General features: G+C 70.4%; 14 protein-coding genes and 1 pseudogene. 11 read left to right on the top strand and 4 right to left on the bottom strand.

Going from position 1 to position 14913, the window contains the following annotated elements:
* Positions 1-140: 140 nt before the first annotated feature.
* Both zapE and G4Z16_RS05820 read right to left on the bottom strand, forming a co-directional pair.
* Positions 141-1280, bottom strand: coding sequence for a cell division protein ZapE (gene zapE / locus G4Z16_RS05825; RefSeq protein WP_425508050.1), 1140 nt, complete (start codon positions 1278-1280; stop codon positions 141-143).
* Positions 1281-1459: 179 nt separating this feature from the next.
* Positions 1460-2191: a MerR family transcriptional regulator gene (locus G4Z16_RS05820; protein ID WP_197349525.1), complete on the bottom strand. Its 732-nt coding sequence runs from the start codon at positions 2189-2191 to the stop codon at positions 1460-1462.
* Between the two features lie 54 nt (positions 2192-2245).
* Between G4Z16_RS05820 and G4Z16_RS05815 the strand changes: the two genes are divergently transcribed.
* The 7 genes from G4Z16_RS05815 to msrB all read left to right on the top strand — a co-directional run bounded on the left by G4Z16_RS05815 (position 2246) and on the right by msrB (position 7069).
* Positions 2246-2533 carry a hypothetical protein gene (locus G4Z16_RS05815; RefSeq protein WP_197349524.1) on the top strand — a complete coding sequence of 96 codons (288 nt, stop codon included), beginning with the start codon at positions 2246-2248 and terminating at the stop codon, positions 2531-2533.
* Between the two features lie 197 nt (positions 2534-2730).
* Positions 2731-3003: a helix-turn-helix domain-containing protein gene (locus G4Z16_RS32335; protein WP_281393663.1), complete on the top strand. Its 273-nt coding sequence runs from the start codon at positions 2731-2733 to the stop codon at positions 3001-3003.
* A 234-nt stretch (positions 3004-3237) separates the two neighbouring features.
* Positions 3238-3423 carry a hypothetical protein gene (locus G4Z16_RS32330; protein ID WP_246530696.1) on the top strand — a complete coding sequence of 62 codons (186 nt, stop codon included), beginning with the start codon at positions 3238-3240 and terminating at the stop codon, positions 3421-3423.
* Positions 3424-3556: 133 nt separating this feature from the next.
* Positions 3557-4363 carry a pyrimidine reductase family protein gene (locus G4Z16_RS05805; protein WP_197349522.1) on the top strand — a complete coding sequence of 269 codons (807 nt, stop codon included), beginning with the start codon at positions 3557-3559 and terminating at the stop codon, positions 4361-4363.
* Positions 4364-4479: 116 nt separating this feature from the next.
* Positions 4480-4947, top strand: a complete 468-nt coding sequence (locus G4Z16_RS05800; protein ID WP_197349521.1) for an indole-3-glycerol phosphate synthase — start codon at positions 4480-4482, stop codon at positions 4945-4947.
* 256 nt (positions 4948-5203) lie between these two features.
* Entirely contained in the window at positions 5204-6613 is a 1410-nt protein-coding gene (murC, locus tag G4Z16_RS05795) for a UDP-N-acetylmuramate--L-alanine ligase (RefSeq protein ID WP_197349519.1), read from the top strand.
* 48 nt (positions 6614-6661) lie between these two features.
* The gene (gene msrB / locus G4Z16_RS05790) at positions 6662-7069 is read left to right on the top strand and encodes a peptide-methionine (R)-S-oxide reductase MsrB (protein WP_197349518.1); all 408 of its coding nucleotides are present in this window, start codon (positions 6662-6664) and stop codon (positions 7067-7069) included.
* 63 nt (positions 7070-7132) lie between these two features.
* Here the strand turns inward: msrB and rho are convergent.
* Positions 7133-8365, bottom strand: a pseudogene (rho, locus tag G4Z16_RS05785) (transcription termination factor Rho); the annotation flags it as partial.
* A gap of 369 nt (positions 8366-8734) precedes the next feature.
* On the opposite strand from rho, the gene G4Z16_RS05780 reads away from it, so the two are divergent.
* The 4 genes from G4Z16_RS05780 to katG all read left to right on the top strand — a co-directional run bounded on the left by G4Z16_RS05780 (position 8735) and on the right by katG (position 13751).
* Entirely contained in the window at positions 8735-10258 is a 1524-nt protein-coding gene (locus G4Z16_RS05780; protein WP_197349516.1) for an MFS transporter, read from the top strand.
* Between the two features lie 72 nt (positions 10259-10330).
* Positions 10331-10954 carry a LysE family translocator gene (locus G4Z16_RS05775; protein WP_197349515.1) on the top strand — a complete coding sequence of 208 codons (624 nt, stop codon included), beginning with the start codon at positions 10331-10333 and terminating at the stop codon, positions 10952-10954.
* Between the two features lie 131 nt (positions 10955-11085).
* The gene (locus G4Z16_RS05770; RefSeq protein ID WP_281393792.1) at positions 11086-11490 is read left to right on the top strand and encodes a Fur family transcriptional regulator; all 405 of its coding nucleotides are present in this window, start codon (positions 11086-11088) and stop codon (positions 11488-11490) included.
* A 29-nt stretch (positions 11491-11519) separates the two neighbouring features.
* Entirely contained in the window at positions 11520-13751 is a 2232-nt protein-coding gene (katG, locus tag G4Z16_RS05765; protein WP_197349513.1) for a catalase/peroxidase HPI, read from the top strand.
* Between the two features lie 91 nt (positions 13752-13842).
* Here katG and G4Z16_RS05760 read toward each other — a convergent pair whose 3' ends face one another.
* Positions 13843-14850: a GNAT family N-acetyltransferase gene (locus tag G4Z16_RS05760; protein ID WP_197354190.1), complete on the bottom strand. Its 1008-nt coding sequence runs from the start codon at positions 14848-14850 to the stop codon at positions 13843-13845.
* Positions 14851-14913: the final 63 nt, after the last annotated feature.

The following is a 14913-nucleotide window of genomic DNA, read 5'->3' as shown; positions in this document are numbered from 1 at the left end:
CGGAAACTCCCAGTCGGCGGGCAGATACCTCGTGTGTCTACCACGCGGACGGGCGTACGAGCACTAGCCACGACAGCTGTTGTCTACGCGCGTGCGTTCCGGACGGGCCGCCCCGGCGGTGTGACGGGCGGGGCGTGCTCTCAGCCGGAGGCGAGCCGGGCACCGTCCCGCGCGAGCGAGGTGAGGCGGGAGATCGCGCGGAAGTACTTCTTCCGGTAGCCGCCTTCGAGCATCTCCTGCCCGAAGAGCTCGTCGAAGGGCGCGCCCGAGGCCACCACCGGCAGTTCGCGGTCGTACAGGCGGTCCGCGAGCACCACCAGCCGCAGCGCCGTGGACTGGTCGGGCACCGGCCCGACTCCGCTCAGGCACACGGCGCCAAGACCGTCGACGAGTGCTCCGTAGCGGCTCGGGTGGACGTCGGCCAGGTGCGTCAGAAGGGCGGGGAAGTCGTCGAGCGAAGCGTCGGGAGTGAGGTTCGCGACGCGGATGACCTCGTCCTCGGCGAGCGGCGCGGGAGCGGCCGGGAGACCCCGGTGCCGGTAGTCCTCGCCGTCGATGCGCAGCGTGCGGAAGTGGGCGGAGAGGCCCTGGATCTCGCGGAGGAAGTCCGCTGCGGCGAAGCGTCCTTCCCCGAGCTTGCCGGGCAGCGTGTTGGAGGTGGCGGCGAGCGCCACGCCCTGTTCGGCGAGGCGGCTCAGGAGGCTGGAGACGAGGACGGTGTCTCCCGGGTCGTCCAGCTCGAACTCGTCGATGCACAGCAGCCGGTGACCCCCGAGGGTCCGCACGGTCTGCTGGAAGCCGAGGGCCCCGACGAGGTGGGTCAGCTCGACGAACGTCCCGAACGCCTTGCGCTCAGGGGGCGCTTCGGTGGCGTGCCAGAGCGAGGCGAGCAGGTGCGTCTTGCCGACGCCGTAGCCGCCGTCGAGGTAGACGCCACGGGGAGCGTCGGGGCGGGCGGTACCCCCTCCGCGCCGGAACCACCGCTTGAGACCGCCGCCCGCGCTCCCGGACCGCGGGGCCTCGCCGATGCCTTCGGCGAAGGAGGCCAGTACCCGTACCGCCTCCGACTGGCTGGGCCGGTCCGGGTCCGGTACGTACGTCGAGAAGCGGACGGAGTCGAAGCGCGGGGGCGGCACCATCTCGGCGACGAGACGCTCGGCGGGCACCTGCGGCTCGCGCGCGGTCAGCGAGAGCGGTGCGCTCCCCTCGCCGGGTGCACCGGCAGGACGGGCCGGGTCGGAACGGCGGGCGGAACCGTGCGAGTCGAGGGAGCTGGACACGCCCTTCATGCTAAGGGGGCGGCGCTGGAAGTCCTTCGGGGGTTGACGTGAGGGTCCGAGCCGTGCCGAGCTGTGCTCGGCGATCTAGTGCCACATCAGCAGCGTTTGCCCTGCGGTTCGCGGCCCGCCCTGACTGATTTCCCCACGTAGGCCCCGGACCGTGCGTCCCCAACGTCGAGTCACGCATCCAGTTGTGCACGGATGAGCATGTCGAGTCGCTGCCATGCGGGGGACGAGGCGTTGACCGTGCCCTGAATGAGGGCGGGGATCTCAGAGGCTGCATCCAGCTCGGGCGGCTCGTGCGCCCCGTAGCGTTTCCGGGTCGCCTCGGCGATCCGGCGGGCGAGGTCGTCGAGGCGGGGATCGTCGGCGTTGAGGTCGTACGCACGGTCGTAGTCGAGGAACAGCTGCCGCAGCGCCGGATCGGACAAGCTCTCGGCTTGATCGTGAAACCGGGGGATCGCGCGGTCTGGATGGGTGGCGAACACGAGGGCCCACAGGTCGCGTTGCAGGTCCACCCAACGAGGGGTGAATCCCCAGCGGGCCAGGTGCTCTAGATGGGCGCCGACATCAGTGGGCAGCGCCGCAAACTGCCCGACGGCGAGTTGGCGCAGGCGGCCCTGCGTTGCCTGCAGGCCGCGGATGCGGTCGGTGAGCTCGTCCTCGATCTCGCGCAGCGCCTGCTGGAACTCCTTCTTGTTCGCTGATCTCAGGTCCCGGATACGGGCCAGCGGGACGCCGGCTTCGGCGAGCGTCCGGATCTTGATCAGGTCGATGGCGTCCCTCGCACCGTACCGCCGGTAGCCGGACGCATCGCGGTCGGGCTCGGGGAGCAGTCCCTTGTCGTGATAGACGCGGATGGTCTTGATCGACACTCCCACGTACCCGGCCAGCTGCCCGATGGTGATCACCTGGCCATCGTCTCACTTGACCCTGCCCCAGGGGCAGGGCTGCAACATGGCGTCATGTCGAACACGAACATCGATCGGGAGACTCTGCGCGAGCTGGCCGACGAGGGCAACGAGACCGCTCTGGACCGGCTGGCCGACCTTGCCGACGCAGCCGGCGACCTCGGGGAGCTGAGCGAGCTGCTGGACGAGGGATCCCTGCACGCCGGGTTCCTGCTCACTCGACGCGCGGCCGCGGCCGGCAACCTGCGCGAGCTGCAACGGATCTCCGACGCCGGGTACGAAGAGGCCGGGCACGAGCTGGACCGGCTGCTGAAGGCACCGGCTGACGGGCATCGGGATTGAGGATCTGATCAGCCGCAGCGGCCGCGCGGCCACGGATTTCGGGCTGCGCCCGGTGCCTGACCGTCCTGAATGCCCCTCTCGAGATTGACCATTGCCCCCTTGCCTGCTGCCACCGCCTGCCCGTCATCCTGACCGCCTCCGACCGGCACCAGCTGAAGAAGGCGGCCTACGGCCACAAGACCGAGCACCAGGCCCGGGTGCGCGCGCAAATCGTGCTGCACGGGGCTTGGGGACGGTCCAACGCCCGTATTGCCGCCGAGACCCGCCTGTACGTGGATACGGTGCGGACATGGCGGGGCCGGTTCGCCCACGGCGGCTTGCCAGCCCTGGCCGACCGTAAACGCTCTGGTCGCCCCGCCCGTCTCACCCCGTGCAAGTCGCCGAGACCAAGGCACTGGCCTGCCAGTTACCGGCCGAGACCGGCGTGCCGCTGTCGCGCTGGTCGTGCCCGGAATTGGCAGCCGAGTTGACCGCGCGTGGCATCACAGACAGCATCTCGGCGTCCACGGTGCGCCGCTGGCTGCGCGAGGACGCGCTTAAGCCCTCATCAACCCGGACTTCCGCGCCAAAGCCCAGCGGATGCTGGACCTGTACGCCCGCACCTGGCGGGGGCGAACCCCCCGGGCGCGAACGATTACGTCATCAGCGCCGACGAGAAGACCTCCATCCAGGCCCGCTGCCGCTGCCACCCGACCCTGCCGTTCATGCACCTGGTCACCCAGGTCATGAGCCAGGAGCCTCACGCGAGGGCGAAGCGGGTGTTCTGGGTCGTCGACAACGGCTTCTCCCACCGCGGCAAGAAGGCCGCGGACCGGCTGTCGGCCGCGTTCCCGAACGCGGTCCTGGTCCACACCCCGGTGCACGCCTCCTGGTTGAACCCGGCAGCTTGATCAACCCCCGAAGGATTTCCGGCGCCGACCACTAACGGGGCGACCCGGCCGTCACGGAATGCGGTTTCGCAGGCTCGAAAGGGCGGATGGCGCTGATCGGTGGGCGGTGACGGTCGTGCCACACTGCCGTCCCATGCGACGTCTGTTCCCCCTCCTCGCCGACGAGCGTCCCGAAGCCTCCGCCGCCCCCGAGGAGGGCCGGTGGAGCATCGACGACCTGGCCGACGCCTATGCCTATCCGGAGCCGGCCGCTTCCGGCCGCGGGGTGTGGCTGCGCGCCAACATGGTCTCGTCGCTGGACGGCGCCGCCCATCACGAGGGGCACTCGCAACCCCTCTCGTCCGAGGCCGACATGCGGATCTTCGGAGTGCTGCGCGGCCTCGCGGACGCGGTCGTGGTGGGAGCGCAGACCGTGCGTCAGGAGGGCTACGGTCCGGCGCGCGAGCGCGAGGTCTTCGCCCGGCGGCGTGCCGCGGCGGGGCAGGGCCCGGCACCGGCGATCGCCGTCGTCAGCGCGGGCCTCGACCTGGACTTCTCCGATCCGCTCTTCATGCGCCCCTTGGTGCCCACCGTGCTGGTGACGGGGGCGGCGGCGCCCTCCGACCGGATCGAGGCCGCGCGGGACGCGGGAGCCGAGGTCGTCTTCGCGGGTGAGGGAGCCGCCGTCGACCCCGCCCGGCTGACCGGTGCCCTGGCGGAGCGGGGCCTGCGGAGGCTGCTGACCGAAGGGGGTCCGCGGCTGCTGGGGCAGCTGGTCTCCGGGGGCGCCCTGGACGAGCTGTGCCTGACGGTCGCGCCGCGCGTCACCTCCGGCGAGGCTGCGCGGATCGTGGACGGGCCCGGGATGCAGGTGCCGGTGGACTTCCGGCTCGCCGGGGTACTGGAGGAGGACGGGTTCCTGTTCACGCGGTATCAGCGCACCGCGCCGGCGGCGGAGTAGAGCGATCCGGATGGATTTGCGGGGGGCCGGGGTGCGTGAGTTCCGTCTGGGCGGGCAGCCGTTGGCTGGATGATCGTCTCGGAGCCCCGGGCTCCACGTGGAGGAAGGGCGCCGCAGTGTTCACGACCGTGCTGATGATCGAGAAGCCGCTGGTGTCCGACGATGTGGAACTCGTCACGACGCTGCACGGTGACGAGGCTGTCTCCTTCGTCGTACTGATACAGCCGCGAGGTGACCAGGACCGCCTGCTGCGGGCCCTGGACGACGTCGCACTCGGAGAGTTCGACCAGGCCGTCCGGGAGGGCAGCGAACCGGAGGACCGCGACACGCACGATCCGGCCGTCCGGGCCCTCGAGCACTCGCTTGCGCTGCTGCGCGAGTCGGGTGCCCAGGCGGAGGGGCAGGTCATCGAGAACCATCCGCTCGACGTGCTGACCGCGACGGTGGAGCGGCACAAGGCGGACGAGGTCATCGTGCTGACGGCCCCGCACCTGGTCGAGGAGTTCTTCCACCGCGACTGGGCGACCAGGGCCCGGCACAAGGTGGGCGTCCCCGTGCTGAAGCTCTTCGCCCACACCCCGTAGCCGGCACCGGCGGACACCTGCCGGATCTCTGCCAGACCTCCTGGCGGATCTGCCGGACCTGCTGGCTGCCCGCCGGACTCCTGCCTGGCCCCTGCCGAGGGGTCCCGAGTGGAACAGGACAGGGTGCTGCGGAGCCGGAGGCGGGGCGGCCGCCGCGTAGCGCATAGGCTGAGCGGGCGCGTCGTGCATGCTCCGGGGCTTCCCGGAGCCGCGCAGCGCGCCCGTTCGTGAGAGTACGAGTCATGGAGGCGCCCGCATGGCAGCCGACCTGTCCACACCGACCGTCCCGGCGGACCTCGCACGCCCGCACTTCATCGGCATCGGCGGCGCGGGGATGTCAGGCATCGCGAAGATCCTCACCCAGCGCGGAGCGCGGGTGCAGGGCAGCGACGCCAGGGAGTCGGTGACGGCGGCGGCGCTGCGCGGGCTGGGCGCGACCGTGCACATTGGCCACGACGCCACACATCTCGCTCAGGACGCCAGCTGCGTCGTCGTCTCCAGCGCCATCCGCCCCGACAATCCCGAGCTGGCCGCGGCCGCGTCGCGAGGCGTCCCCGTCGTGCACCGCTCCGACGCGCTCGCCGCGCTGATGGACGCCTGCAGGCCGCTGGCCGTCGCGGGCACCCACGGCAAGACCACCACCACCTCGATGCTCGCCGTCGCCTTGGGCGCCCTCGGCCTCGACCCGTCGTACGCCATCGGCGGCGACCTGAACGAGCCCGGCTCCAACGCCCACAACGGACGCGGCGAGATCTTCGTCGCCGAGGCCGACGAGTCGGACCGCAGCTTCCACAAGTACGCGCCCGATGTGGCCATCGTGCTCAACGTGGAACTCGACCACCACGCCAACTACTCCTCCATGGAGGAGATCTACGAGTCCTTCGTGACCTTCGCCGACCGGATCCGCCCCGGCGGCGTGCTCGTCGTCTCCGCCGACCACGAGGGCGCCCGCGAGCTGACGCGCCGGGTGCGCGAGCGCGGAGATGTGCGGGTCCGCACCTACGGCGAGGCCGCAGACGCGGACGTGCGCGTCCTCGACATCACCCCGCACGGCCTGACCAGCGAGGCCACCGTCCGGCTCGACGGGGACGAGCTGACCTTCGCGGTCTTCGTGCCCGGCAGGCACTACGCGCTCAACGCCGTCGCCGCCCTCGTCGCGGGCTCCGAGCTGGGCGTGCCGGCGGGCGAGCTCGCGAAGGCCCTGGGCACGTACACCGGCGTACGCCGCCGGCTCCAGCTCAAGGGCGAGGCGAACAGCGTGCAGGTCATCGACTCCTACGCGCACCACCCGACGGAGATGACCGCCGACCTGGAGGCCATCCGGGGCGGCGCGGGCGACGGGCGCATCATCGTGCTCTTCCAGCCGCACCTCTTCAGCCGCACGCAGGAGCTGGCCACGGAGATGGGGGAGTCCCTGGCCCTGGCAGACGCCTCCGTCGTCCTCGACATCTATCCCGCCCGTGAGGACCCGATTCCGGGCGTCACGAGCGACCTGATCATCGACGCGGCACGCGCCGCGGGCGCCGATGTGCGGCACGCGGCGACCGGCACGGCCGGCGCGGAAGTGGTCGCGGGAATGGCGGAACCCGGTGATCTTGTTCTCACGATGGGGGCAGGTGACGTGACGGAGCTGGGTCCCGAGATCCTCGCCCGGCTGCCGCACTGACCATCACGGGGACGCCCCCCGGGGACCGACGAAGGAGGCCGACGGGCCGTGACGTACGAGATCGAGAAGCCGGAAGAGCAGTGGCGGGCCGAGCTCAGCTCCGACGAGTACCGGGTGCTGCGCGAAGCCGGTACGGAGCCCGCCTTCACCGGCGAATACACCGACACCAAGACCACCGGCGTCTACAACTGCCGGGCCTGTGGCGCGGAGCTCTTCCGCTCCGACACGAAGTTCGAGTCGCACTGCGGCTGGCCCAGCTTCTACGACCCGGCCCAGTCCGATGCCGTCGAGCTGATCGAGGACCACTCGATGGGCATGCTCCGCACAGAGGTCAGGTGCGCCCGCTGCGGTTCGCACCTCGGCCATGTCTTCGACGGTGAGGGTTACCCGACCCCGACCGACCAGCGCTACTGCATCAACAGCATCGCCGTGCGCCTGGTGCCCTCGGAGTCCTGAGACCCGCCGTTCGCCGGGCCCCGGCCACGGGCCGGGGCCCGGCGGCGCCGTGTGCGCCGCCGGTCAGTCGCCGCCGTTGCCGGGGGTGGGGGTGGTCTTCTGGATCTGGAGCAGGAACTCGGTGTTGGACTTGGTCTGCTTCATCTTGTCCAGGAGCAGCTCGATGGCCTGCTGCTGGTCCAGGGCGTGCAGGACCCGGCGGAGCTTCCAGATGATCTGCAGCTCGTCGCCCGCCATGAGGATCTCCTCCTTGCGGGTGCCGGAGGCGTCCACGTCCACCGCGGGGAAGATCCGCTTCTCCGAGAGTTTCCGGTCCAGCTTCAGCTCCATGTTGCCGGTGCCCTTGAACTCCTCGAAGATCACCTCATCCATCCGCGAGCCGGTCTCCACCAGCGCCGCGGCCAGAATCGTCAGCGACCCGCCGTCCTCGATGTTCCGCGCCGCACCGAAGAACTTCTTCGGCGGATACAGCGCCGTGGAATCCACACCACCGGACAGGATCCGCCCCGAAGCCGGGGCCGAGAGGTTGTAGGCACGGCCCAGACGCGTGATGTTGTCCAGCAGCACCACCACATCGTGCCCCAGCTCCACCAGCCGCTTCGCACGCTCGATCGCCAGCTCCGCGATCGTGGTGTGATCCTCCGCGGGACGGTCGAAGGTCGAGGAGATCACCTCACCCTTCACCGACCGCTGCATGTCGGTGACCTCTTCCGGCCGCTCATCGACCAGCACCACCATCAAATGGCACTCCGGATTGTTCACCGTGATCGAGTTCGCGATCGACTGCAGCACCATCGTCTTGCCCGCCTTCGGCGGCGCCACGATCAACCCACGCTGCCCCTTACCGATCGGCGAGACCAGATCGATGATCCGCGAGGTCAGCTGGTTCGGCTCGGTCTCCAGCCGCAGCCGCTCCTGCGGATACAGCGGCGTGAGCTTGTTGAACTCCGCCCGCGACCTGCCGCCCTCCGGCGAGGCACCATTGACCGAGTCCAAACGCACCAGAGCGTTGAACTTCTCCCGCCGCTCACCCTCACGCGGCTGCCGCACCGCACCGGTGACGTGATCACCCTTACGCAGACCGTTCTTACGCACCTGCGCCAGCGACACATACACATCATTCGGACCCGGCAGATACCCCGACGTCCGCACGAACGCATAGTTGTCAAGAATGTCCAGAATCCCGCCGACGGGGATCAGCACATCATCCTCGGCGATCTGCGGCTCAGCATCCTCACGCCCACCACGCTGCCCACGACGATCTCGGTAACGACCCCGACGACCACGCCGGCCCTCGCGTTTGGACTGACGGCCCTGCTCGGCGCCGGGGTGCGCGGACGTTTCGGTGGTGTCGTTCACAGAGGGCCTTCCGGATGGAGGATTCGTACGTACGTCCTCGCCTGCTGAAGCGGGGAGGACGGAGCCTCTGCCGTGCCCCGCGAGGCGGACCGGAGGTCCGGACGGACGGGGAGACGGCCGCAGGCTCTGGACGGTGGACGGACCACACCGTCATGCGTGGACTTCCCACGCTGGCCGCCGGGAAACACCCCGAGCCCGCCTGCTCGTCCCTCCCGCGGCCCGGGCGGAATAGCCGGGCGGAGTGCGGCGGTTCGCTTGTACGTTACAAACGATCCGAACAGCCGTCCGTCACGCAACGGAGTCCGCATGACCCATGCCCGCAGCGCCGCACCGTCCTCCTCCGCCGAGCCGCATCCGCGGAGCTCGGGGGCGGACGACGCCGGGGGAGGCACGAGCACCCGCGGCGGAGTGGCGGGCGCCGGCCCGCCCGGGGAGGGAACACCGAGCGCGAGCAGGGGAGTTGTGGCGATCCTGGCTTTCGCCGGTATCTCCGTCGCGGTCATGCAGACGCTGCTCGTACCCGTCGTGGCACGGCTGCCGCAGCTGCTGGGGACCACCGCGTCCGACGCGGCGTGGGTCGTCACGGCGACGCTGCTCTCCGGTGCCGTGGCCACGCCCATCATGGGGCGGCTCGGCGATCTGTACGGCAAGCGCCGGCTCATCCTCGCCAGCCTCGGCGCGATGGTGGCCGGTTCGCTGATGTGCGCGCTGACCTCGTCGCTCGTGCCGATGATCGCGGGACGTGCCGTGCAGGGGTTCGCGATGGGGGCCATCCCGCTGGGCATCAGCATCATGCGGGACGAACTGCCACCGGCCAGGCTCGGTTCGGCCATGGCGTTCATGAGCTCGTCGCTCGGCGTCGGCGGCGCGCTCGCCATGCCGGCCGCCGCGTACATCGCCCAGCACGCCGACTGGCACGTGCTGTTCTTCGGGTCGGCCGGTCTCGGCGCCCTGGCCATGCTGATGGTCGTCACCGTCGTGCCGGAGTCCGCGCAGCGCACCGGAGGCCGCTTCGACGTCCCCGGAGCGCTGGGCCTGACCGCCGGGCTCGTCATGCTGCTGCTCGCGATATCCAAGGGCGGCGACTGGGGCTGGAGCAGCGGAATCACGCTGGGCCTCTTCGCCGCCGCGCCGGTGGTCTTCGTGCTGTGGGGTCTGATGGAACTGCGCGTGCGCGAGCCGCTGGTCGACCTGCGCAGCACGGCACGCCGCCAGGTGCTGCTGACCAACCTCGCCTCCATCACCGTCGGGCTGGCCTTCTACGCCGCGACGCTGGTGCTGCCGCAGCTGCTTCAGCTGCCCCGGTCCACCGGCTACGGCCTCGGGCAGACGATGGTCGTGGCCAGGATGTGCGTGGCGCCCATGGGCATCGCGATGATGCTCGTCTCCTCGCTCTCGGCACGCATCTCCGAGACCCACGGCCCGAAGGTCTCGCTGATGGCCGGACTCGTGGTCCTCGCCGTCGCCTACCTGAGCGGTACGGCACTGATGGGCGCCGTGTGGCAGGTCGTGCTGACCGCAGTCCTCATCGGCGTCGGCATCGGCATCGCCTACTCGGCCATGCCCGCCCTGATCATCGGCGCCGTCCCGCCGTCCGAGTCGGGGGCGGCGAACGGGCTGAACACACTGATGCGTTCGATCGGCACCTCCACCTCCAGCGCAGTCGTCGGCGTGGTACTGGCACGCATGAGCATCCCGCTGGGCGGCACCGGCGTGCCCAGCCAGGAGGGCTTCCGCGTCTCGTTCCTCATCGCGGCGGGAGCCGCGCTGGCCGGGCTGCTCATCGCCTCGTTCCTGCCGGGGAAGCCCGGACACGACGTGCGCGGCTGACCCGGCGGGACAGGCGGACGTCCTGGGGAAATCCGTTCGCACAGGACCGGGCGCACGGCAAGGATGGGCCGCATGCTGATGACTCTGCTGTCCTTCTTGGGTGCTTGTACGCTGGTCGCCCTCTCGCCGGGCCCCAGCACCGTGCTGATCATCCGCAGCTCTCTGCGCAGCCGCCGCTCCGGCTTCATGACGGTGCTCGGGAACGAGACGGGGGTCTTCATCTGGGGCGTCGTCGCGGCGTTCGGGCTGACGGCGCTGCTTGCGGCTTCCGAACTGGCCTATGACGTACTGCGGTTCGGGGGAGCCGCCGTCCTGATCGTCTTCGGTGTGCAGGCGATCCGCGCGGCGAGGCGCGGCGGCAACTTCGAGGTGGCCGCGAGCTCCGGGCCGACGCAGGAGAGCGGATGGCGCTCCTACCGCGCCGGGCTGCTGCTGAATCTCGCCAACCCGAAGGCGGCGGTCTTCGCGATGTCCTTCCTGCCGCAGTTCGTCCCCAAGGGCGCTCCGCAGTTGCCGCTGATGGTCACGCTGGCGGCGATCTGGGCGGTCTACGAGATCGGCTACTACGGCACGTACGTGTGGTTCGTCGGGCGGATGCGGCGGGTACTGTCCCGCGCGGGGGTACGGCGCAGGCTGGAGCAGATCTCGGGCGGCGTGCTGCTGGCGCTCGGCATCCGGCTGGCGGTGGAGGGCTAGGCCCTGTCTGACGACGGTCCCGTGCGGCAGATCTCTTTCGAACAAGCGGCCGGGACTTGACGGCTTTCTTGATTGATTCCAGTTTTTGAGGCACGCTTCAGGTCGTGCCTACCACCTCGGACGTCGAGCGCATGCTGCGCGGGGCCTCGCTGCGAGTCACGCGGCCCCGTGTGGCAGTGCTGCACGCTGTGCACGACCATCCGCACGCCGAGACCGAATCGATCACCGGTGTCGTCCGTGAGAATCTCGGTGGGGTCTCCCACCAGGCCGTCTACGACGTGTTGCGCGCGCTGACGGCCGCAGGTCTGGTGCGACGCATCCAGCCGCCGGGCTCATTGGCGCGCTACGAGGCGCGGGTCGGGGACAACCACCACCATCTGGTGTGCCGGTCGTGCGGCGTCGTCGCCGACGTCGACTGTGCCACCGGTGAGGCTCCCTGCCTGACCGCGTCCGACGACCACGGCTTTGTGATCGACGAGGCCGAGGTCATCTATTGGGGCTTGTGCCCCGGCTGTTCCGCCGTAACAAGTTCCTGATCATCCCTGATCCATGTGGAAGGAATTCCGTGTCTGAGAACCACGAAGCAGTCGTCGACCAGGCGAACACGGAGAGTGCAGGTGGCTGCCCGGTCGCGCACGGCCGTGCCCCCCACCCGACCCAGGGCGGCGGGAACCGCGGCTGGTGGCCCAACCGCCTCAACCTGAAGGTCCTCGCCAAGAACCCCGCCGAGGCCAACCCCATGGGCAAGGACTTCGACTACGCCGAAGCCTTCAAGTCCCTCGACCTCGCGGCAGTGAAGCGGGACATCACCGAGGTGCTCACGGACTCGAAGGACTGGTGGCCGGCCGACTTCGGCCACTACGGGCCGTTCATGATCCGCATGGCGTGGCACAGCGCGGGCACCTACCGCATCAGCGACGGCCGCGGCGGCGCCGGAGCAGGCCAGCAGCGCTTCGCGCCCCTCAACAGCTGGCCGGACAACGGCAACCTCGACAAGGCCCGCCGCCTGCTGTGGCCCGTGAAGAAGAAGTACGGCCAGAAGCTGTCCTGGGCCGACCTGATGGTCCTCACGGGCAACGTCGCGCTGGAGAACATGGGCTTCGAGACCTTCGGCTTCGCCGGCGGCCGTGAGGACGTGTGGGAGCCGGAGGAGGACGTCTACTGGGGCCCCGAGACCACCTGGCTCGGCGACGAGCGCTACAGCGGTGACCGGGAGCTCGAAAACCCCCTCGGCGCCGTCCAGATGGGCCTCATCTACGTCAACCCGGAGGGCCCCAACGGCAACCCGGACCCGATCGCCGCGGCCCGCGACATCCGCGAGACGTTCCGCCGCATGGCGATGAACGACGAGGAGACCGTCGCGCTGATCGCCGGTGGCCACACCTTCGGCAAGACCCACGGCGCGGCTCCCGACTCCCACCTGGGCCCCGAGCCCGAGGGCGCCCCGCTGGAGATGCAGGGTCTCGGCTGGAAGGGCAACCACGGGACCGGCAGCGGCGGTGACGCGATCACCAGTGGCCTCGAGGGCATCTGGACGAACACCCCGATCACCTGGGACAACAGCTTCTTCGAGATCCTCTTCGGCTACGAGTGGGAGCTGACGCAGAGCCCTGCCGGGGCGAACCAGTGGCAGCCCAAGGGCGGCGCCGGAGCCGGTACCGTCCCCGACGCCCACGACCCGTCGAAGAGCCACGCCCCGACGATGCTCACGACGGACCTCTCGCTGCGCATGGACCCGGTCTACGAGCCGATCTCGCGCCGCTTCCTCGAGAATCCCGCCGAGTTCGCGGACGCCTTCGCACGGGCCTGGTTCAAGCTGACCCACCGCGACATGGGGCCCATCGACCGCTACCTCGGCCCCGAGGTTCCCAGCGAGACGCTGATCTGGCAGGACCCCGTCCCCGCCGTGGACCACGAGCTCGTCGGGCCCGATGACATCGCCGCCCTCAAGAGCCGGATCCGCGACTCGGGACTGACGGTGTCCCAGCTGGTCTCCACCGCATGGGCGTCGGCCGCGTCGTTCCGTGGCAGCGACAAGCGCGGAGGTGCCAACGGTGCGCGCATCCGCCTGGAGCCGCAGAACCGCTGGGAGGTCAACAACCCCGACCAGCTGGCGGCGGTCCTGGGCAAGCTGGAGGGCATCCAGGAGACCTTCAACTCCGCCCAGAGCACGAACAAGAGGGTCTCGCTGGCCGACCTGATCGTCCTCGGCGGCTGCGTGGGCGTCGAGGAGGCGGCCCGCAACGCCGGCCACCAGGTCGAGGTCCCCTTCACGCCGGGACGCACGGACGCGACGTCCGAGCAGACCGACGTGGAGTCCTTCGAGGCGCTGGAGCCGACCGCGGACGGGTTCCGCAACTACCTCGGGAAGGGCAACCGGCTTCCGGCCGAGTACCTGCTGATCGACCGGGCGAACCTGCTCACTCTGAGCGCGCCCGAGATGACGGTGCTCGTCGGTGGTCTGCGCGTCCTGGACGCGAACTTCGACAACTCGTCGCTCGGCGTGCTCACGGACAGGCCGGGGTCGCTGACCAACGACTTCTTCTCGAACCTGCTCGACATGGGTACGAAGTGGGAGCCCGTGACCGAGGCCGCCGAGACCTTCGAGGGCCGCGACACCGCCACGGGCAAGGTCAGGTGGACCGGCAGCCGCGTCGACCTCCTCTTCGGTTCGAACTCCGAACTGCGTGCGCTCGCGGAGGTCTACGCGTGCGACGACGCCGAGGAGAAGCTCGTGCGTGACTTCGTCGCGGCGTGGGACAAGGTCATGAACCTCGACCGGTTCGACCTCGCCTGAGTTCGCTGTCCGGGCCGGCAAGCGCCGGTCCGGACAACCTGGGCCGGGTGCCCGGGCTCCTGTTGCGGGAGCCCGGGCACCCGGCCTGTTTCTATGCGTCCTCCGGGCCGGCCTCGTCAGGGCCGTGCGCAGGCGTCATGCAGTAGCGGTGCTGGATGATGCGGTAGCCGGCCTTCGCGAACGCGGCCGCCATCGGCGCGTTGCCCAGATCCGTGGAGGCGGCGATCTTCCGTGCCCCCTCGGCGACGAGCAGGCGTGTGCAGTCGGCGAGCAGGTCGTAGGCGTAGCCGTTGCCGCGCTGCCGCGGCACCACGCCGATGAACCCGACGGCGTGGCCGCTCGGGATGAGGCCCGGCACGTGCAGACCGGCCAGCTCCCCGTCGGTCGTGTACGCCAGACGCCACCACTCGCGCCCGCCGTAGGAGGTCATCCACTGCAGGTGTTCCAGATCCTCGCGGGCGGCCCGTTCGACTCCGGCGCCAACGGTGTCCTCGGCGCCGAGGGCGTGCCGTGCGTGCGCGTCGAGCGTGCCGTGCTGGATCTGGCGCAGCACGTCGAGGATCACCTCGTCGTCCGGCTCGGGACGGAATCGGAGGCGGCCGGGCTGTTCGGGCAGGCCCTCGGCCCGGTCCTCGCGGCCCGGGCCCTGCCCCGGGGGCGTCCAGTCGTAGCGGAAGCGTTCGACGAGCGGGGCCCAGCCCGCCGCCGTGGCCGCGCCGATGCGTGCCTCGGCCGCCGCCCGCACGGCGGGGTCGTCCCGCCAGCCGGGCGGCAGTACGAGTTCGAACTCGACCTTCGGTGAGACGGCGCGCAGCAGCCGCACGGCCGCCTCGTCCTCACCGGGCTCGAAGTCGAACCAGTCGAGGAGCAGCGGCTGTTGGACGTCGCGCCCCTCGCCCCAGCAGGCTGCGCGTGCGACGACGCGCCCCGCCCGCTCGGCGACCCACGTCCATTCGGGGCGGTACTCGCCGCCCTCGGCGAGGGTGCCGTACGGACGGCCGAGAAGAGCCCGGCCCACGAGGCCGGGGTCGTGCAGGGACGTGAAGACGTCGCGCGCCTCGGACTCGCCGAGGGTGCGGACGACGAGATCTCCGGTCATGCCGGTCATGGTCAAGTGGTCCTTCCGGAAAGAGCGTTGCGCTCCCCGGGCGGACTACCTGTC

Source organism: Streptomyces bathyalis (assembly GCF_015910445.1).
GTDB lineage: Bacteria > Actinomycetota > Actinomycetes > Streptomycetales > Streptomycetaceae > Streptomyces > Streptomyces bathyalis.
Note: the sequence above shows the minus strand (reverse complement) of the source record. Positions and strands in the feature narration are given on the sequence as shown.

Bases quoted from the DNA above. Each gene is read 5' to 3' on its own strand.
- G4Z16_RS05815 (WP_197349524.1), top strand. From the start codon at position 2,246: ATGTCGAACACGAACATCGATCGGGAGACTCTGCGCGAGCTGGCCGAC.
- G4Z16_RS32330 (WP_246530696.1), top strand. From the start codon at position 3,238: ATGCACCTGGTCACCCAGGTCATGAGCCAGGAGCCTCACGCGAGGGCG.
- G4Z16_RS05805 (WP_197349522.1), top strand. From the start codon at position 3,557: ATGCGACGTCTGTTCCCCCTCCTCGCCGACGAGCGTCCCGAAGCCTCC.
- murC (WP_197349519.1), top strand. From the start codon at position 5,204: ATGGCAGCCGACCTGTCCACACCGACCGTCCCGGCGGACCTCGCACGC.
- G4Z16_RS05780 (WP_197349516.1), top strand. From the start codon at position 8,735: ATGACCCATGCCCGCAGCGCCGCACCGTCCTCCTCCGCCGAGCCGCAT.
- G4Z16_RS05775 (WP_197349515.1), top strand. From the start codon at position 10,331: ATGCTGATGACTCTGCTGTCCTTCTTGGGTGCTTGTACGCTGGTCGCC.
- G4Z16_RS05770 (WP_281393792.1), top strand. From the start codon at position 11,086: ATGCTGCGCGGGGCCTCGCTGCGAGTCACGCGGCCCCGTGTGGCAGTG.
- G4Z16_RS05760 (WP_197354190.1), bottom strand. From the start codon at position 14,850: ATGACCGGAGATCTCGTCGTCCGCACCCTCGGCGAGTCCGAGGCGCGC.